This is a genomic window from Mesobacillus sp. AQ2 (genome assembly GCF_030122805.1).
Classification (GTDB): Bacteria; Bacillota; Bacilli; order Bacillales; family Cytobacillaceae; genus Mesobacillus; species Mesobacillus oceanisediminis_A.
Genome location: NZ_CP126080.1, coordinates 528,378 through 554,505 on the forward strand (window position 1 = coordinate 528,378; position 26,128 = coordinate 554,505).

30 protein-coding genes and 1 pseudogene are annotated in these 26,128 nt (G+C 42.1%); 22 read left to right on the forward strand and 9 right to left on the reverse strand.

Going from position 1 to position 26,128, the window contains the following annotated elements:
* Positions 1 to 53: 53 nt before the first annotated feature.
* The 5 genes and pseudogenes from QNH36_RS02680 to QNH36_RS02700 all read left to right on the forward strand — a co-directional run bounded on the left by QNH36_RS02680 (position 54) and on the right by QNH36_RS02700 (position 4,405).
* Positions 54 to 563 carry a GNAT family N-acetyltransferase gene (locus tag QNH36_RS02680; RefSeq protein WP_251545059.1) on the forward strand — a complete coding sequence of 170 codons (510 nt, stop codon included), beginning with the start codon at positions 54 to 56 and terminating at the stop codon, positions 561 to 563.
* A gap of 255 nt (positions 564 to 818) precedes the next feature.
* Positions 819 to 1,916 (forward strand): annotated as a pseudogene (locus tag QNH36_RS02685) (Ig domain protein group 2 domain protein); the annotation flags it as partial.
* 57 nt (positions 1,917 to 1,973) lie between these two features.
* Positions 1,974 to 2,417: a hypothetical protein gene (locus QNH36_RS02690; protein ID WP_283904623.1), complete on the forward strand. Its 444-nt coding sequence runs from the start codon at positions 1,974 to 1,976 to the stop codon at positions 2,415 to 2,417.
* A gap of 328 nt (positions 2,418 to 2,745) precedes the next feature.
* A complete protein-coding gene (locus QNH36_RS02695; RefSeq protein ID WP_144480100.1) occupies positions 2,746 to 3,960 on the forward strand; it encodes a metallophosphoesterase in 1,215 nt (404 codons plus the stop codon).
* A 151-nt stretch (positions 3,961 to 4,111) separates the two neighbouring features.
* The gene (locus tag QNH36_RS02700) at positions 4,112 to 4,405 is read left to right on the forward strand and encodes a hypothetical protein (RefSeq protein WP_144480099.1); all 294 of its coding nucleotides are present in this window, start codon (positions 4,112 to 4,114) and stop codon (positions 4,403 to 4,405) included.
* A 163-nt stretch (positions 4,406 to 4,568) separates the two neighbouring features.
* Here the strand turns inward: QNH36_RS02700 and QNH36_RS02705 are convergent, their stop codons facing one another.
* Positions 4,569 to 4,775, reverse strand: coding sequence for a DUF2642 domain-containing protein (locus tag QNH36_RS02705; protein WP_144480097.1), 207 nt, complete (start codon positions 4,773 to 4,775; stop codon positions 4,569 to 4,571).
* Positions 4,776 to 5,450: 675 nt separating this feature from the next.
* Between QNH36_RS02705 and proB the strand changes: the two genes are divergently transcribed.
* Complete coding sequence (proB, locus tag QNH36_RS02710; protein ID WP_283904624.1) at positions 5,451 to 6,575, forward strand: glutamate 5-kinase; 1,125 nt, start codon at positions 5,451 to 5,453, stop codon at positions 6,573 to 6,575.
* Positions 6,576 to 6,593: 18 nt separating this feature from the next.
* On the forward strand, positions 6,594 to 7,862 hold the full coding sequence (locus tag QNH36_RS02715; RefSeq protein ID WP_283904625.1) for a glutamate-5-semialdehyde dehydrogenase: 1,269 nt from the start codon (positions 6,594 to 6,596) through the stop codon (positions 7,860 to 7,862).
* Between the two features lie 27 nt (positions 7,863 to 7,889).
* On the opposite strand, the gene QNH36_RS02720 is transcribed toward QNH36_RS02715, so the two are convergent.
* Positions 7,890 to 8,345: a hypothetical protein gene (locus tag QNH36_RS02720; protein WP_144480091.1), complete on the reverse strand. Its 456-nt coding sequence runs from the start codon at positions 8,343 to 8,345 to the stop codon at positions 7,890 to 7,892.
* Between the two features lie 318 nt (positions 8,346 to 8,663).
* On the opposite strand from QNH36_RS02720, the gene QNH36_RS02725 reads away from it, so the two are divergent.
* The 8 genes from QNH36_RS02725 (at position 8,664) to QNH36_RS02760 (ending at position 14,298) form a co-directional block, all read left to right on the forward strand.
* Entirely contained in the window at positions 8,664 to 9,425 is a 762-nt protein-coding gene (locus QNH36_RS02725; protein WP_144480473.1) for an SDR family oxidoreductase, read from the forward strand.
* Between the two features lie 230 nt (positions 9,426 to 9,655).
* Positions 9,656 to 10,183, forward strand: a complete 528-nt coding sequence (locus QNH36_RS02730; RefSeq protein WP_283904626.1) for a YceI family protein — start codon at positions 9,656 to 9,658, stop codon at positions 10,181 to 10,183.
* Between the two features lie 61 nt (positions 10,184 to 10,244).
* Positions 10,245 to 10,679, forward strand: a complete 435-nt coding sequence (locus QNH36_RS02735) for a MarR family winged helix-turn-helix transcriptional regulator (RefSeq protein WP_144480087.1) — start codon at positions 10,245 to 10,247, stop codon at positions 10,677 to 10,679.
* Positions 10,680 to 10,738: 59 nt separating this feature from the next.
* Entirely contained in the window at positions 10,739 to 11,137 is a 399-nt protein-coding gene (locus QNH36_RS02740; protein ID WP_283904627.1) for a DoxX family protein, read from the forward strand.
* Positions 11,138 to 11,169: 32 nt separating this feature from the next.
* Positions 11,170 to 12,108: a ring-cleaving dioxygenase gene (locus tag QNH36_RS02745; protein WP_144480083.1), complete on the forward strand. Its 939-nt coding sequence runs from the start codon at positions 11,170 to 11,172 to the stop codon at positions 12,106 to 12,108.
* 5 nt (positions 12,109 to 12,113) lie between these two features.
* Positions 12,114 to 12,722, forward strand: coding sequence for a flavin reductase family protein (locus QNH36_RS02750; RefSeq protein ID WP_144480471.1), 609 nt, complete (start codon positions 12,114 to 12,116; stop codon positions 12,720 to 12,722).
* Between the two features lie 29 nt (positions 12,723 to 12,751).
* On the forward strand, positions 12,752 to 13,693 hold the full coding sequence (locus QNH36_RS02755; protein ID WP_144480081.1) for a ring-cleaving dioxygenase: 942 nt from the start codon (positions 12,752 to 12,754) through the stop codon (positions 13,691 to 13,693).
* On the forward strand, positions 13,690 to 14,298 hold the full coding sequence (locus QNH36_RS02760) for an alpha/beta hydrolase (protein ID WP_144480079.1): 609 nt from the start codon (positions 13,690 to 13,692) through the stop codon (positions 14,296 to 14,298). The genes QNH36_RS02755 and QNH36_RS02760 overlap by 4 nt, the downstream gene beginning before the upstream one ends.
* A 98-nt stretch (positions 14,299 to 14,396) precedes the next feature.
* On the opposite strand, the gene QNH36_RS02765 is transcribed toward QNH36_RS02760, so the two are convergent.
* Positions 14,397 to 15,344, reverse strand: a complete 948-nt coding sequence (locus QNH36_RS02765) for a threonine ammonia-lyase (protein WP_144480077.1) — start codon at positions 15,342 to 15,344, stop codon at positions 14,397 to 14,399.
* Positions 15,345 to 15,526: 182 nt separating this feature from the next.
* Between QNH36_RS02765 and QNH36_RS02770 the strand changes: the two genes are divergently transcribed.
* The gene (locus QNH36_RS02770; RefSeq protein WP_144480075.1) at positions 15,527 to 15,814 is read left to right on the forward strand and encodes a 2-acyl-glycerophospho-ethanolamine acyltransferase; all 288 of its coding nucleotides are present in this window, start codon (positions 15,527 to 15,529) and stop codon (positions 15,812 to 15,814) included.
* Positions 15,815 to 15,840: 26 nt separating this feature from the next.
* Here QNH36_RS02770 and QNH36_RS02775 read toward each other — a convergent pair whose 3' ends face one another.
* The gene (locus tag QNH36_RS02775) at positions 15,841 to 16,563 is read right to left on the reverse strand and encodes a TspO/MBR family protein (protein WP_144480074.1); all 723 of its coding nucleotides are present in this window, start codon (positions 16,561 to 16,563) and stop codon (positions 15,841 to 15,843) included.
* Between the two features lie 192 nt (positions 16,564 to 16,755).
* On the opposite strand from QNH36_RS02775, the gene QNH36_RS02780 reads away from it, so the two are divergent.
* Positions 16,756 to 17,319, forward strand: a complete 564-nt coding sequence (locus tag QNH36_RS02780; RefSeq protein ID WP_144480072.1) for a Uma2 family endonuclease — start codon at positions 16,756 to 16,758, stop codon at positions 17,317 to 17,319.
* 68 nt (positions 17,320 to 17,387) lie between these two features.
* On the opposite strand, the gene QNH36_RS02785 is transcribed toward QNH36_RS02780, so the two are convergent.
* The gene (locus QNH36_RS02785) at positions 17,388 to 17,858 is read right to left on the reverse strand and encodes a hypothetical protein (RefSeq protein WP_144480070.1); all 471 of its coding nucleotides are present in this window, start codon (positions 17,856 to 17,858) and stop codon (positions 17,388 to 17,390) included.
* A gap of 83 nt (positions 17,859 to 17,941) precedes the next feature.
* Positions 17,942 to 18,964, reverse strand: coding sequence for a serine hydrolase domain-containing protein (locus tag QNH36_RS02790; RefSeq protein ID WP_260983653.1), 1,023 nt, complete (start codon positions 18,962 to 18,964; stop codon positions 17,942 to 17,944).
* A gap of 112 nt (positions 18,965 to 19,076) precedes the next feature.
* On the opposite strand from QNH36_RS02790, the gene QNH36_RS02795 reads away from it, so the two are divergent.
* The 3 genes from QNH36_RS02795 (at position 19,077) to QNH36_RS02805 (ending at position 21,446) form a co-directional block, all read left to right on the forward strand.
* Positions 19,077 to 19,907, forward strand: coding sequence for a hypothetical protein (locus QNH36_RS02795; protein ID WP_144480066.1), 831 nt, complete (start codon positions 19,077 to 19,079; stop codon positions 19,905 to 19,907).
* A gap of 157 nt (positions 19,908 to 20,064) precedes the next feature.
* Complete coding sequence (locus QNH36_RS02800; RefSeq protein WP_144480064.1) at positions 20,065 to 20,763, forward strand: SurA N-terminal domain-containing protein; 699 nt, start codon at positions 20,065 to 20,067, stop codon at positions 20,761 to 20,763.
* 233 nt (positions 20,764 to 20,996) lie between these two features.
* A complete protein-coding gene (locus QNH36_RS02805; RefSeq protein WP_144480062.1) occupies positions 20,997 to 21,446 on the forward strand; it encodes a hypothetical protein in 450 nt (149 codons plus the stop codon).
* A gap of 487 nt (positions 21,447 to 21,933) precedes the next feature.
* Here QNH36_RS02805 and QNH36_RS02810 read toward each other — a convergent pair whose 3' ends face one another.
* The 3 genes from QNH36_RS02810 to QNH36_RS02820 all read right to left on the reverse strand — a co-directional run bounded on the left by QNH36_RS02810 (position 21,934) and on the right by QNH36_RS02820 (position 24,526).
* Positions 21,934 to 23,208, reverse strand: a complete 1,275-nt coding sequence (locus tag QNH36_RS02810; RefSeq protein WP_283904629.1) for an IS110 family RNA-guided transposase — start codon at positions 23,206 to 23,208, stop codon at positions 21,934 to 21,936.
* A gap of 250 nt (positions 23,209 to 23,458) precedes the next feature.
* Positions 23,459 to 23,647 carry a penicillin-binding protein gene (locus QNH36_RS02815; RefSeq protein ID WP_395883904.1) on the reverse strand — a complete coding sequence of 63 codons (189 nt, stop codon included), beginning with the start codon at positions 23,645 to 23,647 and terminating at the stop codon, positions 23,459 to 23,461.
* Between the two features lie 408 nt (positions 23,648 to 24,055).
* Complete coding sequence (locus tag QNH36_RS02820) at positions 24,056 to 24,526, reverse strand: DinB family protein (protein WP_144481498.1); 471 nt, start codon at positions 24,524 to 24,526, stop codon at positions 24,056 to 24,058.
* A 413-nt stretch (positions 24,527 to 24,939) separates the two neighbouring features.
* Between QNH36_RS02820 and QNH36_RS02825 the strand changes: the two genes are divergently transcribed.
* Complete coding sequence (locus QNH36_RS02825; protein WP_313959742.1) at positions 24,940 to 25,305, forward strand: sigma-70 family RNA polymerase sigma factor; 366 nt, start codon at positions 24,940 to 24,942, stop codon at positions 25,303 to 25,305.
* Positions 25,292 to 26,053 carry a hypothetical protein gene (locus QNH36_RS02830; RefSeq protein WP_222125091.1) on the forward strand — a complete coding sequence of 254 codons (762 nt, stop codon included), beginning with the start codon at positions 25,292 to 25,294 and terminating at the stop codon, positions 26,051 to 26,053. The genes QNH36_RS02825 and QNH36_RS02830 overlap by 14 nt, the downstream gene beginning before the upstream one ends.
* The last annotated feature ends 75 nt before the right edge of the window (positions 26,054 to 26,128 follow it).

Consider the following 26,128-nt stretch of genomic DNA (forward strand, 5'->3'; position numbering starts at 1 on the left):
TAGCAATAACACTTATTGAGAATGCATATTCGTATTATTGGGGATGAGGACTGATGGGTACACAAAACAAAGAACCAATGAAAGATAATGGTGTTAAATTGGAATTCTATAATTCGGAGTATGAGTTGGCGTTAAGTGAATTTTTCTTACCTGGCTCTCAACAGCAATTTACAGCACTGCCTATAGAGATGTTAGAAAAAGCAAAGACTGATAAGAGTAGACACCCGATAGTAATCTTGAGCGAAGAAGAACCAGTCGGCTTCTTCGTATTACGTACAGGAGATGAAATATTGGAGTTTACTGAAAATCCACGAGCATTGCTCTTAATAGCATTATCAATTAACTCTTCTGAGCAAGGCAAGGGTTATGCGAAGTTAGGAATGAACCTATTAAACGATTTTGTACTCAGAAACTACCCAAATTCAAATGAGGTTGTTTTAGCAGTTAACAGCAGAAATATCCCTGCTCAAAAGCTATATGGAAAGGTAGGATTCGTTGATACTGGGAGACGAAAAATGGGTAAGATAGGTGAACAAATGATATACGAACTAAAAATTAATTAGAAGGATTTCACAGAAAGTTGATTGACTTCTAAAAACTATCCATAAGTGAACTGTAAAAGTGTTATTCAAGTAAAGGAGCCATTATTTACTTGAACTGGCCTCGAAAGCATGGTGACGTACCCTATGTTGGGAAATTTTCAAATTAATGGTTTCTTAACATTCTGTCAATATTGGTGTGGTAAGTTAGTGAGGAAAACACCAATAAGGAGTGAGAAAATGTTCCGTCAAAAGTTTTCTGTTTTTGCCTTGATTTTGATGCTGCTGTCTCCAACTTTGTTTCATTTCGCCTCCGAAGTGTCTGCGGAAAATGCGCTTGACCAGGCGCCTGAGCTTCAGCCCTACGGAACTGCGAATGGCAAGAGGGTGCTATTCGACAATACTCATGGCCAAACGGCAGGTGCTGCCGACTGGGTTCTCGATGGGGCCTTCTCTGATTTTGCCAGCGCCCTGGCGAATAAGGGATACTATGCGAAAGAACTGAGGAAAAACACTTCCATTACGTACGAGGATTTAAAAGCCTATGATGTCTTTATCATCGGCGAAGCGAATATACCATACAAATCGTCTGAACAGGCTGCGATGCTTCAGTATGTGCAAGATGGCGGAAGCATATTTTTCATCGGTGATCATTATAATGCGGACCGAAACAAGAACCGCTGGGATGCTTCTGAGATTTTTAACGGATACCGCCGCGGTGCTTACTATGATCCGGCAAAAGGAATGGGTTCAGAGGAAGCTTCATCTTCAGCCATGCAGGGAGTCACGGGTTCTGACTGGCTTGGAGACAACTTTGGGGTGCGATTCCGCTACAACGCAATTGGCGACGTAACGGCGAATGACATTGTTGCGCCGAGTCAGGCGTTCGGGATTACATCCGGAGTCGGGACTGTGGCGATGCATGCAGGGTCAACTTTGGCGATTATGGACCCAAACAAGGCAAAAGGTGTTGTCTACTTGCCTCAAACTACAGCGGCCTGGACACATGCTGTTGACCAGGGTGTCTATAATGGGGGCGGCAGGGCAGAGGGACCTTATGCAGCGGTTTCCAAGGTTGGATTAGGGAAGGCTGCGTTCATTGGGGATTCTTCCCCGGTAGAAGATTCAACTCCAAAATACCTGCGTGAAGAAACGGGCGGTACGAAAACTACCTATGATGGATTTAAAGAGCAGAACGACAGTACTTTGCTTGTCAATTTGATTGATTGGCTAGCCAAGCAGGAAAATTATACTTCTTTATCACAGGTTAGCGGATTGCAGCTTGATCAGCCAACAGACCTGTTAGCGATGGAAACACCTGAGACTTCCACTGAACCAGAAGCGGAGCCTTGGTCACAGCCTTCAGCGGACTACAAGTAGTATGACCCATCAACCTTCAAGTCGGGATCATATGGTTACGATGATGGCGGCACTGTGGGACCAGCAACAGTGGATGAGGATTTTGAGTCAGGGACAAAGGGAGCGTATTCTGCAGGGAATGTGTCGCTATCAAGTGGATCCTGGTATTTTGACAATGCGTTGCTTGGCAATTTATCCAGTGATAAGAAAAATGGTATACAGTCTGCGCGCGTCCGGTCATATGGGACCCTTACAATGAAATTTGATGTAAACGGGGCAAAAAGTGTACAAGTTTCCCACGCGAACTTTGGAACCGACACTGGTGCCTCATGGCAGCTGCAAATGTCGACGAATGGAGGAACGTCTTGGACCAACGTCGGCAGCTCGAATACCAGCGGATCGGCATTAGCGGTTAAAACTTTTACATTAAACCTAACCTCACCTGTAAGGTTCAGGATCGTTGTTTCTGGAACTTCCGGAAAAAGGCTCAATTTCGATGATATTTTGATCAGTAATTAAGTTTTGCATCCGGGCTTGCCTTCCAATTGAGGAGGCAGGCCTTTTTTGTATAGCCTGCATTTTGAACGAGCTGCACCAGATTCCCTTATGAACCGTAGGCTATGTACTTAAACTCTCCATTCCCGATTCCGGTAAGCGGTCCATCTATATTGGCTCTAGTTAGTATGGTCACCTGCTTCTTCAATCTCCTTGAAAGCATACATGGAAAAGCTGGTTCCTCCAGAAGAATTTCATTTTACATTCTCTTCATGTTTTTTTACATAAACAAAGCAGACTTTTAAAATCTCTTTGCTATTCTATCAATAGATTGAATAGGGGAGGGATCTTTATGTCGAATAAGGGATTAGGTAAAGGAATTGAAAGGCGAGATTTTTTAAAGGCGGGAGGAGTGGGTGCTCTTGCATTGACACTGGCATCCACGGGAATTCCGGCTAATTTGTTTGAACCAAAGGCATATGCGGCGGCAAATGTGGAAATGAAGCTTCAATTCAAACCTGATGGTAAATTTAAGATTGTCCAGTTCAATGATACGCAGGATGATGAGAATATTGATAGAAGGACGATTGAATTAATGGGAAAAGTCCTTGATGAAGAAAAGCCGGACTTTGTGGTGCTGAACGGAGACAATATAACAGGCGGCTGTGATACCCCTGATGAAATGAAGCAGGCCATCAACAATGTAGCCCAGCCAATGGAAAAAAGGGGAATCAAATGGGCTATTACATATGGGAATCACGACGAGGATTCCACACCAAAAAGCGGCCTGAATGAGGATGACATGCTCAATATTTATATGTCCTACAAATTCAATATGAATCAGCCGGGTCCGAAGGGAATTACTGGAACAGGCAATATGAATCTCCTGATCAAGAATTCCCACGGAAAAAAAGCTGCCTTCAATCTTTGGCTGCTTGACAGCGGACGGTATGCGCCGAAAACGATTGCCGGACAGGACTTCAGCGGCTACCCAACATGGGACTGGCTGCGTTTCAATCAGGTGAATTGGTACTATGAAACATCAAAGAGTCTCGAACAGCAAGTCGGCCATAAAGTCCCTTCCCTTATGTTCATCCATATTCCACTTTGGGAGCATCGTTTTATGTGGTTCGCAAGCGTCGATGGTAGAACGGATGCACATCATGCGAACGCTGTGGAAAAGCATGGAATCACTGGCGAAAGAAATGAAGACGAATGTCCCGGTCCGATCAACAGCGGCATGTTCTCTGCCATTCTTGACCGCGGTGATGTCAAAGGCGTATTTTGCGGGCATGACCACATCAATACGTATTCAGGAAACTATTATGGAGTCATGCTTGGATATGGAGGCAGTACAGGTTTTGGCACCTATGGCCTGCCTGGAGCCGACCGCAACCGGTTAAGAGGCGCAAGGGTTTTCAATCTGGATGAAAATAATGAAAACGTGCTGGTTGAAACACATATGGTCTTCGCAAAGGACTATGGCATCGATTTAACCGCAAATGACCAGAGCGTTGCTCCTGCTCCAATTGATGAAAGCAAGAAGAAAGAAAAAGTAGTTAGATAGATTTTAAAGAGAAGCAATTTGGACGAATTTTAGAAGAACGAAGTCGCTTACCGTCATAAATATTTTAAAAAATTCAAGAATGCCTATCCCTCGGGATGGGCGTTTTTTGTGTAAAAGGATACTAGCCAGGATCGATAGGGATTTGATCACGATGTATCCGGCATGGGGTTCAGGATATGTAAAGGATCATAAGTTAATCGCAAAATATGATGAAAAGTATTTCGTCCTAAATATGATAGAGATGATAAAGGAACAGAACAACCTAGATCAAGTTTTTATTGATTGTGTGAAATGGGATATTGTAAATGCAATTATGGAAAGTTCATTTAGCATAAAAGAAAATGAAGTCAGCTTTTTTAAAGAATTACTAAAATTGTATGAATCGGGTAATTACCCTTGCGGAGCTCAAGTGAAAGGTAATGGAGTAACATTATTGATTTACTAAGTTTCATCAACTAAAGGGGCAGTAATGTGGAATAAGAAAATCGTCATTTGTGTAATGCGTAATAGGCCGTTATTGCAAAATGAAAAAGCCAGAATTTCTTCTGGCAAAGGGGGGTACCTATTCTTATAACTTTTAGTTGCGAATCCTAGTTTATAAGGTTATTTTAGAAAAATAACCTAAAAAGAGCAACAATTAGAGCTAATCGAATAAGTAATCGTACTAAACGACCTCTAATGCGTGTTTCTAAAACAAGAGAATCACTTCCAACAGATAAAAGGGTACCTCTATAGGTGCCTTCTGTTGTAATAACTTCAACATCTTCACCTACTAGTTTATGTGCTCCATTTATAAAATTATCCTTACTGTTCATCTTGTCCACCACCTTTCTTGTTATTATTAAATGCGATTAACATAGAAAGGTTTGGACATTTATTAGAGTGAAAAAATTTTTTATTGTAAATAAAATTCATACAAGAAGTTTAATTAGTAGTTCAATGATAAAGTGTATTAAATAACATTATTTGTCCTAACTTTGTGAAACAATGTACTTAAAGTAAAGGGTTCTTAGCTAAACATCCTCATTGATGAAAATCGCTTAACGTCAACGTTAAGTGATTTTTGATTTTCTCGGTAAAAATGTACCGTAATTTGATGACCCACAGGATATTCAGTTAAATCACAATATGATTTACTAAGTCGAAATAGACCCTGTTGCTCTTAGGAAAGCATTTTACCAAAGTAGGCGTTCTTCATTGTTAATTCAAGTGGTTTTAAAAGGATATCATTTTGTAAGCCTACGAAACTTCCGATATTTCTTCATATTCTTCCCTCAGCAGTCGTGAGTCTGGCTCATCCAGATTTAACCCAGTATTTCTTTGGAATGTTACCGCTTCCATTCACTATCTCGGCCTTATGCTCGCGAATGGCTCCGCATCCCTTGAATGTCATTCTGAGGATGTTACCATAGATAACGTTGGTAAAAAAAGAACGGTTTACGAACACTTTTTGAATGAGGTGCTCAGGCAGATTTACAAGGAGGTATTGGATGTTAGAGCAAGACAGGAAGATAAAAAGAGTTGTAATTAAGATTGGCAGCAGTTCACTAACGAGTATGCACGGGGAAATCAGCCGCAGGAAGCTGGAAAACCTGGCGAACCAGATTGTTGCCTTGAAGGATGCGGGGTATGAAACGGCGGTGGTTTCATCAGGCGCTGTGGCAGCAGGCTACCGCAAGCTTGGATGCATCGAGCGGCCGACTTCATTGCCGGAAAAACAGGCAGCAGCTTCGATTGGCCAGGGCTTGTTGATGGAATCTTACTCAGAACTCTTTTTATCTCATGGGTATGTGGCTTCCCAGATTTTGATCACGAGAAGCGACTTCGCGAATGAGAATCGATACAACAATATGAAAAATACGTTGAACGTGCTGTTGGAGAGAGGGATCATCCCGATTATCAACGAAAATGATACGGTTACGGTCGACCGTCTTCGTTTCGGCGACAATGACACATTATCGGCGAAGGTCGCGGCGCTGATAGAGGCAGATCAGTTGATCATCCTTTCCGACATCGATGGGTTGTATGATGCGAATCCGAATTCGAACCCAGAGGCTAAGCTGCTTGATAAGGTGCGCGGAATCACTCCCGAAATCGAAGCGGCAGCAGGCGGTTCTGGAAGCGCTGTTGGTACTGGGGGAATGAAATCGAAAATCTCCGCTGTAAAAATTGCGATGGCATCGGGAATTGATTCATTTTTAGGAAAGGCCGACAGCGAAAACATTTTGATGAAGGCGGTGACTGGAAGTGCAAAGGGGACATATTTCAACCAGGATCCGGAGGGCTTCAACCTCGATAACAATCAGCAATGGATCGCTTTCCATTCCGGGCCTGAGGGGGAAGTAATCATCCGCCCAGAATCAAGTGCGGCGATCATTGAAGACCGGAAAAATATCCTCCCATCCGACATCCTTCAGGTAAAAGGGAAGTTCGGTGAGGGGGCCGTCGTCAGAGTAATGGATGTAGACGGAGAAGAGATCGGCCTTGGACGAATCAATTATTCCAGCGTGAAATTGGAAGAAACACTGATTGAAGAAGAATGTGAGCGAAAAGAAGCGATCGAACAGGGCACCTTTGTCTGTTCACTTGATTTTGCATTACCGGTATCAGTCTAAAACTTTACAGGAGGCGTTTTGATGACATTGACCATGACCAAAACTATGACAGTAGAAGATCAGGCCATTGCAGCGAAAAAGGCAGCGAAACAGCTGAGCATCCTTTCCACTGAGGAAAAAAATGAAGCACTGCTGGTCCTCGCTGCTGCACTGGAGAAAAATTATGAAGCCATTTTAGCAGAGAACGAAAAGGATCTGCAGAACGGAAGGGAAAAAGGCTTCGAGGATGCATTCATGGATCGGCTCGAACTTACTCGCGAGCGAATCGTGGACTTTGCGGAAGGGCTGCGCCAGGTGGCGGAGCATGATGATCCAGTCGGGGACGTCCTTTCAGACTGGACGCTCGAGAACGGACTCAATGTAAAAGAAATCCGTGTTCCGCTTGGTGTCATCGGGATGATTTATGAAGCACGCCCGAACGTGACCGTCGATGCAGCAGGGCTGGCGCTCAAATCAGGCAACGCAATCATTTTAAAAGGCGGATCTTCTGCATTGTCATCGAACAATGCTATAGTCGACATCCTGCACAAGGCTCTGGAAAACACAAAGGTGCCAAAAGACGCCATCCAATTCATTGCGACAGCAGACCGTGAAGCAACCCAGCAGCTGTTCACGATGAAAGAGCATATTGATGTTTTAATCCCGCGCGGAGGCGGAGCTCTGATTAGAGCAGTCGTCGAAAATGCGATCGTTCCTGTGCTTGAAACAGGAGTTGGCAACTGTCACCTGTATGTGGACGAAGAAGCGGACACTGAAAAAGCGCTGAACATCATGATCAATGCCAAGACAGACCGCCCGGCTGTGTGCAACGCAGCGGAAACACTTATCGTCCATCAGGGATGGCTTGAGAATAACAAGGAGAAGCTTGCTGCAGCATTCCAGGATAACGGAATCACCGTGCATGGAGATGAAAAAGCAGCAGCCGCACTGCCGAACGTAATCCCGGCAACGGAAACCGACTGGACCGATGAATATTTGAGCCTCGACATGGCCGTTAAAGTCGTCGATAACATCGATGAAGCCATCGAGCATATCGATCAGTACGGTACGAAGCACTCAGAAGCAATCATTACCGAAAACGAAGACAACGCCAGGAAGTTCCTGCAGCTTGTTGATGCAGCAGCACTGTATCATAATGCTTCCACCCGTTTTACCGACGGGGGAGCATTGGGGTTTGGAGCAGAAATCGGAATTTCCACACAGAAGCTCCATGCAAGAGGACCAATGGGACTGTCCGCTTTGACGACGAGAAAGTACGTCATGGTCGGGGATGGATTGGTGAGATAAATCAGACAGGGTGACGGTTCCTATTTTTCAGGAACCGTCACCCTGTTTTTTTACGATAAACCTCGGCTCATAATCGCTGATGACTTCGAAAACTCCATCATTATACATATAAATATGATGCTCAACGTGTGGGGCATCCTCACTGCCGAGCCAGGGAAGCTGATCATACCATGCGATATAGTCTGATTGTAAGGCTTTATAAAAATGATGCGCGGCCGGGTCAGTAAGTTTGGAGTGGTCGGCGCGGTCAATGAACTTGTTCAGGTCAGACCTTGCTATCTCATTTGCGTAACGAAACGTCCAGACACAGTCGCCCACAATTGGTGAATGCTTATCATAAATCACTTCCACCATAGTTCCTTTGATATCCGTCAGGACAATTTTAAGACCGCCCTGATCTTCTGTATCAAAATATTGAAAGGTTGCCCCAATAATGTTGCCTTTCACCAGACATATGACCGGCTGCCAGACTTGTAATTCCATTTTAATCTTCCCCCTCTTTTAACCAAGTTTATCAGAATAAGAACAAACTTACAGAAAATTGAAACTATCGTGTGCTAATTCCTATAGAGAGGAAGAGTCAGGATTGTTGCCGGTTTTTTGACAAGTTTAAGGTTAGTTGATGAAAACCAGTCAAAATAATACTTATCTGAAGTAAGGGCAGGTTAAGAGATAACCGAGGCCAAAGCTGCTCGCTTTGTCCAAACCAAATTAACTAATTATTCACATAAAATTAGCAGAAGTGCCAAACAGAAGCTTAAAATAGAGTTGAAGGAAAATAATAGACTGGAGGGAATCGTGATGAAATTAGAAGGCAAAGTGGCTGTAGTGACGGGTGCTGCGTCGGGGATGGGAAAGGCGATTGCGGAATTATATGCCCAGGAGGGTGCGAAGGTTTTACTGGCTGACTATAATTTTGATGGTGCTGAGGATGTTGCGAAAGGGATTGTTGCGAACGGCGGGACTGCAAAAGCGCTAAAAGTGAACGTGGCGGATCTTGCGGATGTTGAGAATATGATCGATACTGCTGTAAGTGAGTATGGAACACTGGATATTTTGGTGAATAACGCGGGGATTATGGATGGCTTTGAGCCTGTTGGTGATATCACAGACGAGAGATGGGACCAGATTTTTGATGTGAATACAAAGGGCGTGATGCGCGCGATGCGTAAGGCGATACCGCTTTTCCTTGAAAAAGAAAAAGGTATCATCATTAATATAGCCTCCACCGGCGGATTTAGCGGTGCCCATGCTGGTGCAGCTTATGGTGCATCCAAGCATGCCGTGATCGGGCTGACAAAGAACACTGGCTTCATGTATGCGCAAAAAGGGATCCGCTGCAATGCGATTGCACCGGGAGCGGTCGAAACCAACATCGGATCAAGCATGAAGGGCATTAATGAGTTTGGCATGTCACGTGCAGGCTTGACCCACTCATTATCGCCACGCGCCGGGAAGCCAGAAGAAATTGCGCAGGCAGCACTGTTCCTTGCATCTGATGACTCCAGCTTTGTTAATGGAACCGTGATTACCGTCGATGGCGGCTGGACATCTGCTTTTTAAAGACTCTTTAATTTAAGAAGTTCACTTTGAAAAATAAAACAAGAAACGGAACTCGAATCGTCGTTTGGGTTCCGTTTTGATTTAGGAGAAAAAGAATGAAAATTATCTATTGACATCCTTGTGGAATATATGATAAATTTATCTCGAATTAAAAATAAATTAATTCGAGATATTTTTTTAAATCAATATCTCGAATTCGAGATAAAAACAATATTAGGAGGAATTTTAAAATGGCAAAATGGACAGTCGATCAGGCACACTCAGCAATTGGATTTGAAGTGAAACACATGATGGTATCAAAGGTGAAGGGTCATTTCGATTCTTATACTGCAGATGTTGAGGCAGCGGATCTTACAGATTTAACAACTGCTTCAATTGCATTCAAAATTGATGTAGCTAGCATTGACACTCGTAATGAAGATCGTGAAAATCACTTGAAATCAGCTGACTTCTTTGATGTTGAGAAGTATCCAACCATTGATTTCAAATCTACAAGCATTACAAGAGACGGCGATGACTACAAAGTAACGTGTGACTTGACAATCAAGGATGTAACGAAACCAGTCACATTCGATGTGGAATTCGGCGGCAAAGGCACAAACCCATGGGGCGTAGAAGTTTATGGCTTTGAAGCAGAAACAAAAATCAACCGTGAAGAATTTGGTCTGACATGGAATGCAGCACTTGAGACAGGCGGCGTCTTGGTGGGAAAAGACATCAAAATCAAAGTTGAATTAGAAGTAAACCCTGCAGCTTAAAACCTTTGGCCATTATGCTGGATTACATGCGAATCCAGCATAATGTAAAGGAGTTGGAAAAATGGAAAAGCCAAGAGAAGAGTTAAAAGCTGTAACCGTGATTATTCGTGCCGCGCAGGCTATTCACGATGTGATTCGAAAAGACGCAGCACAGTATGGATTGAATCCTACGGAATTTTCTGTGATGGAGCTGCTTTATCACAGGGGGGAGCAGCCTATTCAAATTATTGGAAAAAAGGTTCTGATTTCGAGCGGCAGCATAACTTATGTCATTGATAAGCTTGTGGAGAAAAATTATGTGAGACGGCGGGCCTGTCCCGAAGATCGCCGCGTCACTTATGGGGTTTTAACGAATGAAGGTAAAGAGCTGATGGATACTATTTTTCCTCAGCATGAAATGGAAATGAGCAGGATTTTTGCAGATTTGGATGCCGAGGAAGTCAATCAGACAGTCAGTTTATTAAAACGAATCGGTTATCGGGCAAAAGGCCTTTAAATACATTTTTATCACTATATATCTCGAATTCGAGATAAAAATTCAGGAGGATTATATAAATGATGGATTTAGGTTTGTTAATCATACGATTGGTAATTGGTATTTTATTTATTGGACATGGTGCGCAAAAGCTGTTTGGCTGGTTTGGGGGCTATGGATTAAAAGGAACAGGCGGCTGGTTTGATTCGATCGGCATGAAGCCTGGAGTCACGCTGGCACTCTTTGCGGGATTAGCAGAACTTCTCGGGGGAATATTATTGGCAGCAGGGCTTTTCACTCCACTCGCAGCTTTGATGATTGCCGGAACCATGCTGATGGCCATTTTAAAAGTGCATGGCCCAAATGGTTTGTGGTCCACTTCAAATGGCTATGAGTATAACTTGACATTGATTGCTGTCACGATTGGATTAGCACTGATTGGCCCTGGCCGATACGCTATAGATGCTATTTTATTCTAAATTATATTAGATTATAAATGGGAGTGTTAATAATGACCAAAAAAACAATGGGCATTCACCATATTACCGCAATAGTCGGCCATCCACAGGAAAACGTTGATTTTTACAGTGGTGTATTAGGACTGCGAATGGTAAAGAAAACCGTCAATTTCGACGATCCAGAGACATATCATCTTTATTTTGGAAATGAAGGCGGCAAGCCGGGAACCATCATCACCTTCTTTCCATGGGCAGGTGCTCGCCAGGGAGTCATTGGCGACGGACAGGTAGGAGTGACTTCCTATGTGGTTCCGAAAGGATCTATCGATTTTTGGAAAAACCGCCTTGAAAAATTTAATGTACCATTCACAATTATGGAGCGGTTCGGCGAACAATATTTAGAGTTTGATGATCCTCATGGTCTCCACCTGGAGATTGTGGAACGAGAAGAAGGGGAAATCAATGAGTGGAGCTTCGGTGAGGTAACGCCTGATGTTGCCATCAAAGGATTTGGCGGAGCGACACTGTTATCGACCCAGCCGGAAAAAACAGCAGATCTGCTGGAAAAAGTGATGGGACTTGAGGTTGTCGGAAAAGAAGGAGACTTCATTCGCTTCCGATCTTCTGCAGACATCGGGAATGTCATCGACCTTAAATTGACACCGATTGGCCGTGGGGAGATGGGTGTAGGAACCGTGCATCATATTGCCTGGAGGGCTGTCGATGACGCAGACCAGCTGGATTGGCAGCAATACGTGGCAGACAATGGCTATGGTGTAACACCTGTAAGGGACAGAAACTACTTCAATGCGATTTATTTTAGAGAGCATGGTGAAATCCTGTTTGAAATTGCGACGGATCCACCAGGATTTGCTCACGATGAATCACAGGAAACGATGGGTGAGAAATTAATGCTGCCAGAACAATATGAACAGTATCGCGGGCAGCTGGAGAGAAGGCTCATTCCGATCGAAGTGAGAGAGCTGGATTGATGGCGATGCTTCCGGTTGACCCAGACCAGCTTTCCGAGAGAGAGAATTACAAGTTTCTGATTGGCAGCATCATTCCCAGGCCAATCGCCTTCGTCACAACAGCTTCCGAGGATGGAGTCTTGAACGGTGCGCCGTTCAGCTACTTCAATATCGTATCGTCCAATCCGCCGATGATTTCGCTATCCATCCAGCGGTCAGGAGGAAAGCAGAAGGATACGGCGAGGAACATTCTTGAATCCGGGGAATTTGTCGTTCATATCGTTGATGAACAGAATGTTGAAAAAATAAACCAAACAGCCGCCAGCCTTGCTCCTGAAGAAAGTGAAGTCGAGCTGGCTCAGTTAACTCCGGTTAAAAGTGTGAAAGTTTCAGTGCCAGGGGTGAAGGAAGCAAAAGTCAGGATGGAATGCGTGCTGGAGCAGGCGTTGGAATTAGGGGGCGGAAATGTGTCGGGCTGCGATTTCATCATCGGGAAAGTCGTACAGTTCCATATAGAGGATAGCATCTACAATCATGGAAGGATCAATCCGGAGGGGCTGGCGGCTGTGAGCAGGCTGGCAGGGAATAATTACGCGAAAGTCGGAGAAATTTTTGAAATCGAAAGGCCCAAGTAGTATCCGATCGGAGAAAGGGTGAAAAGGAAATGCAAAAGACAACAGGTATCCACCATATTACGGCCATGGTCAACGATGCGCAGCGGAATATTGATTTTTACGCAGGTGTATTAGGTCTTAGGCTTGTGAAAAAGACGATTAACTTCGACCGGCCTGAAGTGTATCATCTTTATTTTGGCAACGAAGCCGGGGATCCTGGAACAGTCATCACCTTCTTTCCATGGGAAAACCAGATGAAAGGGCGAATTGGCACCGGACAGGTTGGTGTGACCAGCTATGTCATACCCGCCGGATCCCTGTCTTTTTGGAAGGATCGGTTGAAACGATTTGGAGTCAGGTTCATTCAGAATGTCCGTTATGGCGAAACCTATTTGCAGTTCCAGGATCCTGACGGGCTTGAAATCGAACTGGTTGAAAGGAATGAGGGAGCCATGAATCCCTGGAGCTATGGAGGAGTTACATCTGATGTTGCGATCAAAGGGTTTGGGGGAGCGACATTGATTTCAGCCCAGCCTCATAAAACGGCAGAGGTACTTGAAGATATTCTCGGACTTGAGCCAGTTGGCCAGGAAGAAAGCTTCCTCAGGTTTAAAACAGAGATTGGCAACACGATTGACATCAAGCTTAGTCCTTCGGTACGCGGATTGATGGGAGCAGGAACGGTCCATCATATTGCCTGGAGAGCGAGAGATGAAGAAGACCATCAAAGGTGGAGAGAACTTCTAGTGGAGAAGGGATTTTATCCAACAGAAATTCTCGACCGTAACTATTTTAAGGCCCTGTATTTTCACGAGGGCGGGAGCATTCTTTTTGAAATCGCAACGGATGCACCGGGCTTTGGGGTAGATGAGCCAGCGAACGCACTCGGAAAAAAACTGATGCTGCCGTCATGGCTCGAGTCAAAGAGGGAAGAATTAGAGCACAAGCTTCCGCAGGTGGAGGCACGTGTTTTGGAGGGAGATAAACAATGAAACATATATTCAACAAGGGTAAGGTATCAACAAAACCAACATTATTAATGCTTCACGGCACAGGAGGCAATGAATTGGACCTGCTGCCTCTAGCTGGAATGATTGATGATGAAGCTTCTGTCTTAAGTGTCCGCGGGAACGTATTGGAAAACGGAATGCCAAGATTTTTCAAAAGGCTGGCAGAAGGTGTGTTTGACGAAGAGGATTTAATTTTCCGGACAAAAGAATTGAATGAATTCCTTGATGAAGCAGCTGAAAAATACGACTTTGACCGTAACAATGTGATTGCCGTCGGTTATTCAAACGGAGCGAATATCGCGGCAAGCCTGCTGTTCCACTATGAAAATGCCTTGAAGGGAGCCATCCTTCATCACCCAATGGTGCCGAGAAGAGGTATTGAACTGCCTGACCTGACAGGAACTCCGGTATTCATTGCGGCAGGAACGAATGATCCAATCTGCTCACCGATGGAATCTGAACAACTTAAATCCCTGCTTGAGAAAGCTGGTGCTGATGTGAAACTCCATTGGGAGAATAGAGGCCATCAGTTGACCCGTGAGGAAGTCGAAGCTGCGGCGCAGTGGTACCTGGGACACGAGAGGTAAGAGTAGAAAAGGATGGGACACGGGGACGGTTCTGGTGTCCCGACAGAAGAATAAAATATAACCTTGGGGACGGGAGAACCGTCCCCATTTCCTTTTCTTTAGCTGATCAATCCAGAGATCTTCCCCAAATCCACATTCCCGCCTGAAATGACGGTCACCACTTTTTTATCCTTAAAAGGCAGTTTGTTATGCATGGCAGCTGCGACTGTTGTTGCGCTTGAAGGTTCGATCAGCTGTTTCATTCGTTCCAAAACGAAGCTAAATGCATGGCGGATTTCTTCTTCACTGACCAGGACAAGGTCATCGAGGTATTTCATCAGGACAGGGAAGGTCAGGTCTCCAGGCTGGCTGCTCCTCAAGCCATCAGCGATTGTGGAGGTGGCTGGGATTGCGGTGATCTTCTTGTTTTTTAAAGATAGATAAGTGTCATTCGCAATCTCGGGTTCTACACCGATTACTTTGATCCGTGGGTTTGTCTCTTTTATGGCAGTGAGTATCCCCGAAAGAAGACCGCCACCGCCAATCGGAACAATCACGGCATCGACATCTTGTATCTGTTCGAGAACCTCCAATCCTACCGTTCCCTGACCAGCCATGATATACGGATCGTCATAGGGTGGGATGAATACACCATTTTCTTGCTCAGCGATTTCCTGGGCCCTTGGCAGCCGCTCCGCAGACGTTATGCCGCACATTTCGGTCTTGCCATTATAGGCTTGAATGGCGTTCATTTTACATTGGCTGATATCCTCTGGAACGACAATGGTAGCAGGCACTCCATATTTATTCGCCACATAGGAAACTGCCTGGCCGTGATTGCCCGAGGAGGCTGCGGTTACATACTTTGCGCCATTCTCGACAGCTTGTTTCACTTTATTACTCGCGCCGCGGATCTTGAATGAGCCAGTCTTTTGCAAGTGCTCTGATTTGAAAAAAATCTGGTTGCCGCATGCCATCGATAGTTGGTCTGATTTTAGGATAGGTGTTACATGAACGATGTCGCTAATTCGTTCCCGCGCTTCCTTCACATCTTTTAATGAGATCATTTGTAATTCCCCCTTTGTTTTCACAACCATAAAACTGCCGACAAGAGCTTATTTATTCTATCTCTATTCGATACCAACTTTGAATATCCTTCTAAACGGAGGCATGAAGGGAAGCGATAAAATCCTTTAAAAGATAGAATCCAATATGAGATGATTATATAAGGAAGAAAGAGGTGAATCACTTGAAAAGGAAAGAGCTAAAAATCTTCACAACCATGTCATTCTTTATCGCGATAGCTGTAATCATTGTGATTCCTCTTTCGCTTTTCACATCTATACCAAGAGAACTTGGATCATTCATATTCATCCTTACCTTGGTTGGCATCCCTTTCAGCATCATTTCGATGTTCAGCAAAGAGAGTTTATTGAAAAGGATTTTTGTCTTGATTGTCAATCTTGTGCCTATTAGTCTTTTCGGCTATGCCATCATTATGGATTTTATAGATGAATTTTTTCGATTGGCACCGTAGCTGGAATCCTGAAACAATGACCAGTGTCAACGCTTCTTGAACACTCCGAATACAATCGTGATCAGGATGATGGCAGATAAGACATAGGAAGTGGTGCTCACTAGCGGATGGGCGGCAGCATTTTTAACACCGATTCCAATGAAGGCCCAGACGAAGACCAGTGGATAGATGCGATCCTCATTTTTATATTGAAAATAAACAGCCAGGAGTGTAGCGATAACGAGCATGATGAGTGTCCAGGCCACATCGGATAGACCGAAGCCGTTCCAGCCGATATATTTCAAGTAATAGCTGATATTCGCGATGGTGGCGACGCTGATCCAGCCGAGGTAGACAGAAAAAGGGAGCAGATCCCAAAAAGAATGTTCTTCATTTTTGATCAGCTGATAAAGCTTGATAAGTGTCAGCAGCAAACCAATCATTACAAAAACCGTCAATAGGAAGAACTCGTAATGCCATAAAAGAATCCAGGCGGTATTGAGGACAGAGCTTAGCACATAAAGCGGAGCGGACTTTTGGTAGACCGGCAAATCCCTTCGTGAAGCCGGAAACTGCCTGATTGTCCAAATGAACAATAAAAAATAAATCAATCCCCAGATGCCAAAAACATATCCTGCCGGAGTAAACAAAACATACAGCTTATTCGAAATTTCCCCGGTGTTCTGCCCATTGATCGGCAGAATATTCGCAAGTGCATTGACCGCGACCACAACGATCGAGGCAAGCAGAATTAAAAGAAATCGTCCCATCCTCATCCCAGCTTTCCTTTTCGTATTTGTTCATACTATTCCACAACAAGCAAGTGCATAACTACATTTAGCCTTCAGCGAAGGGAATAAAACTTATTGGGGCACATCACCGTCCCTCTGTCCCGTTTGTGTTCCTTGGTGAATATAAAGCGTATATTATATAATGAAATTAAAAGCAGGAAGGGTGAGATCATGAGCTTACCAGAAGATCGACGTATATCACTAAGTGAATTTTATCGATATAGAGAGGATTCCGACCAGCTACTGGAGTATATAGACGGTATGGTTTTTATGACACCTTCTCCTTCCACGAAGCATCAAAGAATATCAGGACGTTTGCATGCTCAGTTGTTCCAGCTGCTTGATGGCTCAGGATGTGAGGTGTTCCAAGCGCCGTTTGATGTAGAGCTAAAGAGCGATCATATGGAAGGGACCAGGATTGTTATCCCTGATCTTTCTATCATTTGCGACAAAACAGGTTTCCAGGAAAATAGATATGTAGGGGTTCCTTCACTGATCATTGAGATTATTAGTCCTTCGAATCAATCGCATGACCTGGTTTTCAAACTGAACCTTTACATGCAGTTTGGTGTAAAGGAATATTGGATCGTGAATCCGCTCATAAATACCATTCAAGTGTATGTCTTAGATGAAAAGAAGACATTTAAATTACATGACGTTGCTAAAGATAAAGGCATCATAAGGTCGGCGTTCTTGAAAGAATTCAACGTTGATGTAGAGAAAATCTTTGCTTAAATCGAAGGCTTAGACAATATGTGTATACAAAAGAGGATAGCCACTAAGCTATCCTCTTTATATTTCGCTTACAATCCAGGAATGAAGAAAATCACCAGCAATAGGATCAATAATGTCCAAACAAATGATGATCTGATTTTTTGTTGATTTCCTAAACTTTTATTATTTTTATGAACAATCGATAAGGTTAAAACATTGGCTAAAAATAGAAAGTAGTAAAGAATGATATACAAGATCCAGCGGCTATGTTCCACTGCGGACGCCAATGGAGTAAACATGACCAGGCTAATGAAAATGACGACTGAAAGGAAAAAGACCACCAATACCACGATATTCATTTTATCCCATGCCGGATGGATTAAGAATGATTGGCTCGTCTTCGTTTGAAAATATAAGATCAAGCTAATTATTCCTAAAACAGCGGCAATGAACAAAGTTGATAAGAGAAATTGCAAATATGGATATTGAACGGTATTGCTAGAAAGATTGTCCTTATACAAGTCTGCTATGAAAGCGAGAATGACCAAAATGATGATCATAATGCCTTGATAGATTTTCCATTTTGAAATGATTTTGCAACACCACCATATATTAAAATCACGTACCTATGTAACTAGCTAATTCAAATACCGCTTAAGAGCCCCTGTTCCACAGCCTCCATGATGTCATAGGCACCCTCGGATTTATTGGAGCAGACCACGGCGATGGCCTGGGTGGCCGGGTAGTAGGCGGAGTGGAAGCTGACTCCTGGGTCATAGCCCATCACATGGTATTTAGCTACTTGCCCGGATTCATTCTTGATCCAGATGCCGTACCCGTAATAGCCGGTTTCGTTGGCTTGCGCGTGGGGGGTGAGCAGTCGTTCCAAGGTCTCCTTTGTGAGTAAAAGCTGCCCAAATAACGCTTTCCACAGCTCGGCCATGTCGTTTACGGTGATATAGGCTCCTCCGTCAGAGCCGCCTTTTACCGGCAGGGAATAGATATTGGTTTTCCATGTTCCGTCAGGAAGATCGATATAGCCGGTCGCTGTATTGGCGGGCAATTGATCAAATGAAAAATAACCTGAATCATTCATGCCAGCTCTTTTGAAAATATGTTCCTCGACATAATCCGTGAATGTCATCTTGGAAGCCTGTTCAACAATCAGTCCGAGTAAAATATAGCCAGCATTATTGTAGTGAAAAGCTTCACCGGGAGCAGCTTTCATTTGTTCATTTTGGAACATCGGCAAAAAATCGCTGAGGTTCCTGATGTGGTACATCGGTCTCGCCACCCAGAGATCCTCGAAATCATCCATGATTTTTTCATCAAAATAATCAGGAATCCCCGAGGTATGCGTCAGCAAATGTTGAATCGTAATCTCTTCATTAAATCTAGGAAACTTGATGTCAAGACAGTCTCTCAATCTCGTATCAAAGGTGAGTTTTCCATCCTCGACAAGCTGGCAAATGGCAATTGCCGTGAACAGCTTGCAGCCAGAAGCGATGCCGAAACGCGTGTCAGTGTTGTTTTTTACCTGATCCGAGCGGTTGGAAAAGCCAAAGCTTGCACTTGCTGCCGGAGCATTCCCCTGCTGGACGAAAACCGTACCTGAAAAATCGATCTTTGTGTGAATACCTGATAAAACCTGATTCAAATTCTTCAATTCAACCTCCAGTGCTATGTATGACCTGTTTTTATGTTACCATAAATATACAAAGTTGGATGTTATCGGTCAGGGTTGACGAATGTTTTTAAATAAAAGTGGGGAAGAAGCAATGAACAATAAAATAGCATTATGGTTGTTAGCTGGTATGGACTTATTGCTTGTCATCATGCATATGGCAGGATACTTCTTTCTGTTTTTGAAGCCAACGGGGTACTTGATTCCATTGGCCGCAAATGTGATTGTTTTAGCGGTCATCGCTTATCGGTCATCCCGTCGCAAAAAATGGGGTGCAGCCATTGGAGTGACCGTGATCGTTCCGGTTATGCTGCTTCACGGTCTCATGCTTCTGGTCAAGGAAAATCACTTTAAGAAAATTGAATCGCCGTGGAACAACCAGTCCGTCGTCATTGAATACCGATTCTTTTCGCTAGGCGAAACGACGTATCAATACCATTTTTACAGAACAAGGTTTGGCTTGATTGGCAAACTGCTTGATGATCAATCGATCACCATGGTTGTACAGGGAACGGAACATCCAGGTTTGGATGCGGAAGGAATCCTCGGTGTGGACAGGGCTGAATGGGTGACGGAAAGCACGGTGCGTTTTCCTGCCTGGAAGGGAATGAAAGAGGTTCATCTTGGACCGTTCAAGCCAGGGCAGAGTGTAGCTGATCACACTAGTGATATCGTGACTTTCATGAAAAAAGCCGAGATGAAAGAAAACGGCCACATCATTGTAGTCAATGGAAACCGGCTGACAACACGTTATGACGAAGCAACAGGTGAGAGCTGGATTGATGTGACAAGCGAAGAAGATAAGGGACCCATTCCAAGACAGCAGTGCAACCGCATCGTGCCGAATGAAGAGCGAGGCTATTATATGCTGGAAGAGTGTACGCATCAGTGGGAATATCCTTTATTCCCTTTGAGTGGTGACTGATTGGTTGTGCTGTAGGAGCCAAACTATTATGTGTGATTTTCGGGACTTTTTTATCATTAACTATATTACAATCCAATAACAATTCCTTTAAAACCTTCTATTTCTTCGAGAAATGTGATACTATGACGGACATGTTGGTTGAAAGGGGAGTTTGTTTATGATGAAGCGATTTTTAACAGGCGTTCTTTTCTTGAGCATCGCCGCCCTAGTGCTTGGCGCATGCAGCAATGATAGCTCGAAAGGGAATGCTGAAAAAGAAAATAAAGAAGATATAGTTGCAACAGTAGATGGAAAAGATATTTCAAAAAAAGAATATAAAAAAGAACTGGATGCCATGAAGGCAACTTACGAACAGCAAGGTATGCCGGCAGACCAGATGGATAGCAAGATGAAGGAACAACTTGAAAAGTCTGTTCTGGATCAAATGATCAATGCGGAGCTGCTTCTCCAGACAGCAGAGAAGGACGGCGTCTCTGTTGAACAGAAAGAAATCGATGCAGAATTGGAAAAGATCAAAACCAACTTCGAAGATGAAAAACAGTATGAAGAAGCATTGAAAAAGAACAAATTGAGTGAGAAAGAACTTAAGGCCCAACTGAAAAAGCAAATGACTGTCACACAATATCTGGACAGCAAGATCGGCAAGGTAGAAGCCTCCGATGAAGAAATCCAGGCAATGTATGATCAATACAAGCAGCAAGCTGAAGGCCAAAAGCAAAAGCCAGAAGAACTCGAAAAAATCAAACCACAGCTTGAGCAGCAAGTTCTAGCACAAAAGAAAGATGAAAAGATCACCCAGCTAGTGGAAAAAATCCGCAAAGACAATGAAGATAAAGTGAAAATCCGTAAGGCGTAGAAAGGTTCCTGCCTCGGATTTTTAATGGGGGATAGACCTATGTCTATCCTCTTTTTTATGGACTTGGGATTAGCATCATAGGAATGTCATTTTATTTGCTAAAATACCAACCATTTTAATCAATCATCTGGAGAACCTGCAAGTAAAACAATGTGAAACCTTCTTTACAATTAACTCGTATAAATTTATACAAAATCAATCGAGTTTTGATTAAGCTAAAAGAGGGATTGGAATTGGGAAATCAAGAGATTTTCATGTATTATTTAATACTCATACTTGGAGTCTTGTTTGTTTTAGGGGCAGTGTTTATTTTTAGTGGTATGTATAGTAACAAGGATTATTCAATATTAAATATAGGTAAGAGCTTGGGAATCCTTTTACTTGGTGTTTTATTTTTAGCCATTACTCTTCCAAGCATAAAATATATGGTTCTTAAGGAATATGATGTCGTCGCAGGGAAATGTGTTATCGAAATCGATTCATCAGGTCGTTCATCAGTAACGACCTTTAGAATACTCGATTCAGATGAAATATTTACCTTCAGAGATATTCCTGCACTTGATGCTTATGGAAAGTCAATTCCATATTATTGCGAGCTCACAGTTACAAAAGATCATATGTTTGAAATTAGTTATAAAATATACGACGTTAAAACACGAAAATTAATCGTAACAAATCAATAGTAGATTCTTACCTAAACAACGGATGCGTTGGTCAATATCCAGCTTCCATAGGTGGCGGCTGTTTTTATTGAATTCCTTATTGAACTCCCTCAGTTAGATACCATTATCTCTCGAATACTCACTTATTCGCAGGATTTCAAATCACTTGAAAGAATAGTAGGGGATAGATTGAATGAGTCTGAACATTATGGCTACCTGAAGGCGTACTTTAATAAAGGATTTACTGCTAAATCCAATGATTTCCATATAATGTACGTTTTCTCCACGCTACCCCTGGAGGTTTTCACTCCCATGTCTCAACGGGTCAAAAGCCCTCTCATTCCTTCGTTACACCTATCCAAGTGGTAGAGGCCGGTCTTTCTAAAGAAACGGGTCTGAGCCCTTTTGTTCAATAAATCCGGTACTTGTACATTCTTTGAGTCCTGCGAAAAAGGCAGTATTCGAAAGGTATTAAATCTAAAGTATTTCTTTAATTATTAACTAAACGTTAGGCAGCTATTGGCGTAATCGATTGGATCTTCTCGGAACGATAAGAATCATTCTTTCTGGCCATTCCTACTAATACTCTGGCGAGTTTATGGATTAATTTCATTATTGATTTCATTTTCTTCATCTTCTTCACATTAACATTCTTAGCGTGCAGCTCTTTAAAATCAGGGTTGTTCATGACAAGACTCATTGTGGCTAAATACAAAAAGCGCCGTAAACGCGATCTGCCACGCTTAGAAAGGACAATTTGTCCTTTCCATTTACCTGAACTGGCCTCTGAAAGATGTAATCCAGCATGGCGCAATAGAGAATTACCATGCGCAAAACCACTGAGGTCACCCGATTCTCCAAGAATGCCTGCAAGTGCAATTTCACTAATTCCTTTGATGGCAAGCAACTTTTTTGCGAAAGGAATTTGTTTAAGTAGGGAAGTGACTTCCTGTTCAACTCGTTCAAGTTGCGCAGTGGCTAAATCAAACTCTTCAATTAGCTGTTCCAGGTGTAGTTTATAAGCATCGAGTGCTTGTCGAGTGCCGACTGAATGCACAGCTAATTCAATTAAGGCTTGTGCTTTTTTTATCCCAGGTTGTCTTTTCATTTGGGATTTCCAACCTTCAACGACATCGGGTGCTTTCATGGAGCGTAGTTCAAGTGGTGTAGGGAATAGGCGCAGAGTCGCCATAGCCCCTTTGCCTTTGACATCTTTGAATACCTGTCGAAGTTCTGGAAAAACAATATCGACCCAACGGTTAATTTGATTGATGGCACTAACAAGTCTCTTAACTGTCATATCACGGTTAGACATTAAAACTCTTAGTTTTTCAAAGACCTCTGAATTAGGGCGAATAAAGGAATAATAACCATTCTTGACCATATCAGCGATAACGAGAGCATCTTTTTTATCACTTTTCGATCGGCTATTATCACGGTTTTCTTTATTCTTTTTTACATGATGAGGGTTAACAGTTACTGCTTCAATGTCTTGATCATATAGCCATTTTGAAAGGTTAATCCAATAATGTCCTGTAGGTTCCATCCCTATGATAGTTGAAGAAAAGCCTCTTAAGGTTTTTAACTGGTTTATCCACTGTAGTAATTTAGCAAAACCTTCTTCATTATTTTCGAAGGTAAGTGGATCTCCCACTATTATTCCACGGAAATTCACAGCTCTGGCTACATGTAATTCTTGTGCAATATCCACACCAACTACAAGGTGGCTATCTGAAATTCTCTCTATCAGTTGATTTTGTTTGTCCTGCATTTTAAACTTCATAGTAAGGGTTCCTCCTTAGGGTTCTGAGTTAGAGTGGTGTCTATACTCATATCTTACTGAGGGACCTTATTTTATTCAAAGTTGAGAATTAGCTTTCTACAGGAATTCTATAGCAGCATGATAGGTTCAATAAGAATGAAGATACTATTATTAAAATCTTTATTATTAGGGAGGATCCGACTATAAAAAATTTTATTTTAATTTTAAAGCCTATTTGGATATCCCAAACAGGCTTTAATTTCGGCTAAAGTTACTCTATACGAAGAGCAACTATGTCACGGCAGTCGACAAAAAGAGTGGTACCTGGCTCTTTTTCTTCGTCTTTAAATGTTGCACAGCAAGTTCTATTATTAATTCTCAAGAAGATTACATCTTCTAATACTTTACCACCTGATAAAAATACATCTACTTCTGTTCCTCGCTCTAACCTGTTTAGTATATTACAAGCACATTTATCACATCTGCTGCGGCTTGAACTTGTCCTCTTTTGATGACCCTCATTAGAATCACAGTATTCACACATTATCATTATCCTCCTTTCATTTATTGAATTACTTGCAATATCAATATATGTGGAGAAAAAAATGGTGTATAAACAAGTTCCCTGATTCAAAGGCACATTTTATTCTGATAATGAAAACCAAGTTCAAATTATAGATAAACTCAAAGAAACAATTGGGGGTAAAATCTCCCCAAGGTGCAGTCGAAAATGATGAACCTTACTTTAAATACAAACGATGCAGGGAGTTGAAGAAGAACTCTTGAATAGTATCTCACTTTTTAGTCTCTGAAGAACTAATACAAAATAAAAGGTACTTCACTATAGTGAAAGCACCTGTACTATAATTTAATCCCAAATTCGTATCCGTGGAACCCCTGCAGTTCTTAAATAATCCAATAGCTGACCAGTGTGAATTGATTCGTGGTAGGCAATACGGAGGAGCATATCCCCCAAGTCTCTTATGTATCCTGAATCAGAGCGGTCTATCTTTATTTTTGTTAAATCTTCCTCAGAAAATGACTTGATTGTGTCGAAGAACTTATTACGATATGGTTTTGCAAACTCCATTTCCGCGCTTACTGTAGTGAAAGGCCTGTTTTCGAAAGGAGAAGTAAACTCTGGAAGGCTCCCTCTATTAATGATAGCTAGGTGATAATAATGTTCGCTTTCCAAAACATGCCTGATCATTTCTATGCAATTCATGGCTTCATCATCAGGCTTCCATTTTAGTTTTTCTTCAGGTATTGATGACCACACCTTAATACTTCTTCTTCTAACTTCATTAAAGTTTAAAATAATTAGGTCAATTGAATTCAAAAAGAACCCCTCCCTTGATAGTCATAAATAAATAATACACGAATATATGTTCTTGCGGGACTTTTTGTTGAAGTTTATTAGAAATTATCTTAATAACGAGTTTAATGGTATTTTTGGAGATAAGTAATAAGCTGTCATTCTTGGCGGTTTTTTTATTGAGAATTATTTATGTAAAAAATTGTTGCTGATTCCGAAAAATGGAACCTTGAAAAATTTCAAATCGTCTAATTATCAAAAACAAGGTTGTGAGCAAATATGATTGACCCGGTAAAGAATTTAAACCGAGAGGAAAAACTGAAATGGCTCATGAATACATTTGGCAATGATATTATCAGGATTGCCTTTACATATCTGAAACAAAAAGATTAGCAGAAGATGTGGCGCAAGATGTATTTATAAAATGTTATGAAAAGATGGATTCCTTTCGTAATGATTCATCTTATAAAACCTGGCTGATCCGAATTACGGTGAACAGGTGTAAGGATGTATTGAAGAGTTGGCATTATAAAAATTTATTTTTGACTGATTTTTTTAAACAAAATCATCAAACTGTTTCTGCAATTTATCATCATGAAGATGAATTAATATCACTTCATGTATTAAAACTCCCTATAAAACAGAGAGAAGTCATTATTCTATTTTATTATCAAGATCTATCCATCGAGGAAATCTCAGATCTGTTAGAGATTAACTCTAATACCGTTAAAACAAGACTGCATCGAGGACGTCATAAATTAAAAGAATCATTGGAAGGAGCGGGAGCAATTGATGGAAAATAAACTTGATAATTTAAAAGAAAAAATGGATAACACCATTTTGAAAGATGTGAATTTTGATGATAGGCATCATCAGCAAGTCTTGAACTCCATAAAAAAGACCAAAATTGAAAAACACGTATTTCAGCTGAAAAATAAATTTAACACTCTACTTAGTGTTTCGGTGGTTTCGGTCTTGTTTTTAGGTATTCTATATTTTGTTGGAATCCAGCTAAACTTATTAAATGGACCTAACATGAGACAGGCTGGGGAGCCAAAGGAGTCTCTAAATAAGCCTTCAAATGAGGATGCGACATCTATACAAAGAAATAAAGAAGCAATTAAAAAAATACTTGAGCTTGAGTTTACCGGTCCAGATGAGAAGTTAATGGGTCTAATGTGGAATCCTAAATATAAGACTGTTGTGAATGGTCAAGAAGAGAACAAAGAATTTGATCAATATTTAGAAGAGAAGTACGGTTCTTTCTTTACAGATGCGGGTCTCCATTCCTTCATAGCAGCATATGGCGGTACTCAATACCAGACATATGCTTACAACGCTGGTTATAAGTTAAGCTTTAAGGGAGTTACCACCGAGCAAAATCAGCATAACCCGAGACTTTATATCTTTGTTGCGAAAGTTGGTTATCAAAAGAGCGGCGAAGAAGAAAAAACTGTGGATGTAGAAGGTAAGGTTTTGATGTCAGAAGGAAAAATAGGAGAATTTAAGTATGGAAATGACGAAGGTTTGTCAGATAAATTGAGGGAATAAGAAATTTAATGATGACTTTATTAATTGTGCGTTGCTCTAGGAAAGATTAACGCACTTTGATGTTTCATTTCTTAT

Excerpts from the sequence above, each read along its gene's own strand:
- QNH36_RS02800 (WP_144480064.1), top strand. The coding sequence starts at position 20,065 with ATGATGAAGCGATTTTTAACAGGCGTTCTTTTCTTGAGCATCGCCGCC.
- QNH36_RS02775 (WP_144480074.1), bottom strand. The coding sequence starts at position 16,563 with ATGGGACGATTTCTTTTAATTCTGCTTGCCTCGATCGTTGTGGTCGCG.
- QNH36_RS02785 (WP_144480070.1), bottom strand. The coding sequence starts at position 17,858 with ATGATCATCATTTTGGTCATTCTCGCTTTCATAGCAGACTTGTATAAG.
- QNH36_RS02795 (WP_144480066.1), top strand. The coding sequence starts at position 19,077 with ATGAACAATAAAATAGCATTATGGTTGTTAGCTGGTATGGACTTATTG.
- QNH36_RS02780 (WP_144480072.1), top strand. The coding sequence starts at position 16,756 with ATGAGCTTACCAGAAGATCGACGTATATCACTAAGTGAATTTTATCGA.
- QNH36_RS02730 (WP_283904626.1), top strand. The coding sequence starts at position 9,656 with ATGGCAAAATGGACAGTCGATCAGGCACACTCAGCAATTGGATTTGAA.
- QNH36_RS02735 (WP_144480087.1), top strand. The coding sequence starts at position 10,245 with ATGGAAAAGCCAAGAGAAGAGTTAAAAGCTGTAACCGTGATTATTCGT.
- QNH36_RS02825 (WP_313959742.1), top strand. The coding sequence starts at position 24,940 with ATGGATTCCTTTCGTAATGATTCATCTTATAAAACCTGGCTGATCCGA.
- QNH36_RS02700 (WP_144480099.1), top strand. The coding sequence starts at position 4,112 with ATGTATCCGGCATGGGGTTCAGGATATGTAAAGGATCATAAGTTAATC.
- QNH36_RS02745 (WP_144480083.1), top strand. The coding sequence starts at position 11,170 with ATGACCAAAAAAACAATGGGCATTCACCATATTACCGCAATAGTCGGC.
- QNH36_RS02725 (WP_144480473.1), top strand. The coding sequence starts at position 8,664 with ATGAAATTAGAAGGCAAAGTGGCTGTAGTGACGGGTGCTGCGTCGGGG.
- QNH36_RS02705 (WP_144480097.1), bottom strand. The coding sequence starts at position 4,775 with ATGAACAGTAAGGATAATTTTATAAATGGAGCACATAAACTAGTAGGT.
- QNH36_RS02740 (WP_283904627.1), top strand. The coding sequence starts at position 10,739 with ATGATGGATTTAGGTTTGTTAATCATACGATTGGTAATTGGTATTTTA.
- QNH36_RS02755 (WP_144480081.1), top strand. The coding sequence starts at position 12,752 with ATGCAAAAGACAACAGGTATCCACCATATTACGGCCATGGTCAACGAT.
- QNH36_RS02695 (WP_144480100.1), top strand. The coding sequence starts at position 2,746 with ATGTCGAATAAGGGATTAGGTAAAGGAATTGAAAGGCGAGATTTTTTA.
- QNH36_RS02720 (WP_144480091.1), bottom strand. The coding sequence starts at position 8,345 with ATGGAATTACAAGTCTGGCAGCCGGTCATATGTCTGGTGAAAGGCAAC.
- QNH36_RS02760 (WP_144480079.1), top strand. The coding sequence starts at position 13,690 with ATGAAACATATATTCAACAAGGGTAAGGTATCAACAAAACCAACATTA.
- QNH36_RS02680 (WP_251545059.1), top strand. The coding sequence starts at position 54 with ATGGGTACACAAAACAAAGAACCAATGAAAGATAATGGTGTTAAATTG.
- QNH36_RS02765 (WP_144480077.1), bottom strand. The coding sequence starts at position 15,344 with ATGATCTCATTAAAAGATGTGAAGGAAGCGCGGGAACGAATTAGCGAC.
- proB (WP_283904624.1), top strand. The coding sequence starts at position 5,451 with ATGTTAGAGCAAGACAGGAAGATAAAAAGAGTTGTAATTAAGATTGGC.
- QNH36_RS02750 (WP_144480471.1), top strand. The coding sequence starts at position 12,114 with ATGCTTCCGGTTGACCCAGACCAGCTTTCCGAGAGAGAGAATTACAAG.
- QNH36_RS02810 (WP_283904629.1), bottom strand. The coding sequence starts at position 23,208 with ATGAAGTTTAAAATGCAGGACAAACAAAATCAACTGATAGAGAGAATT.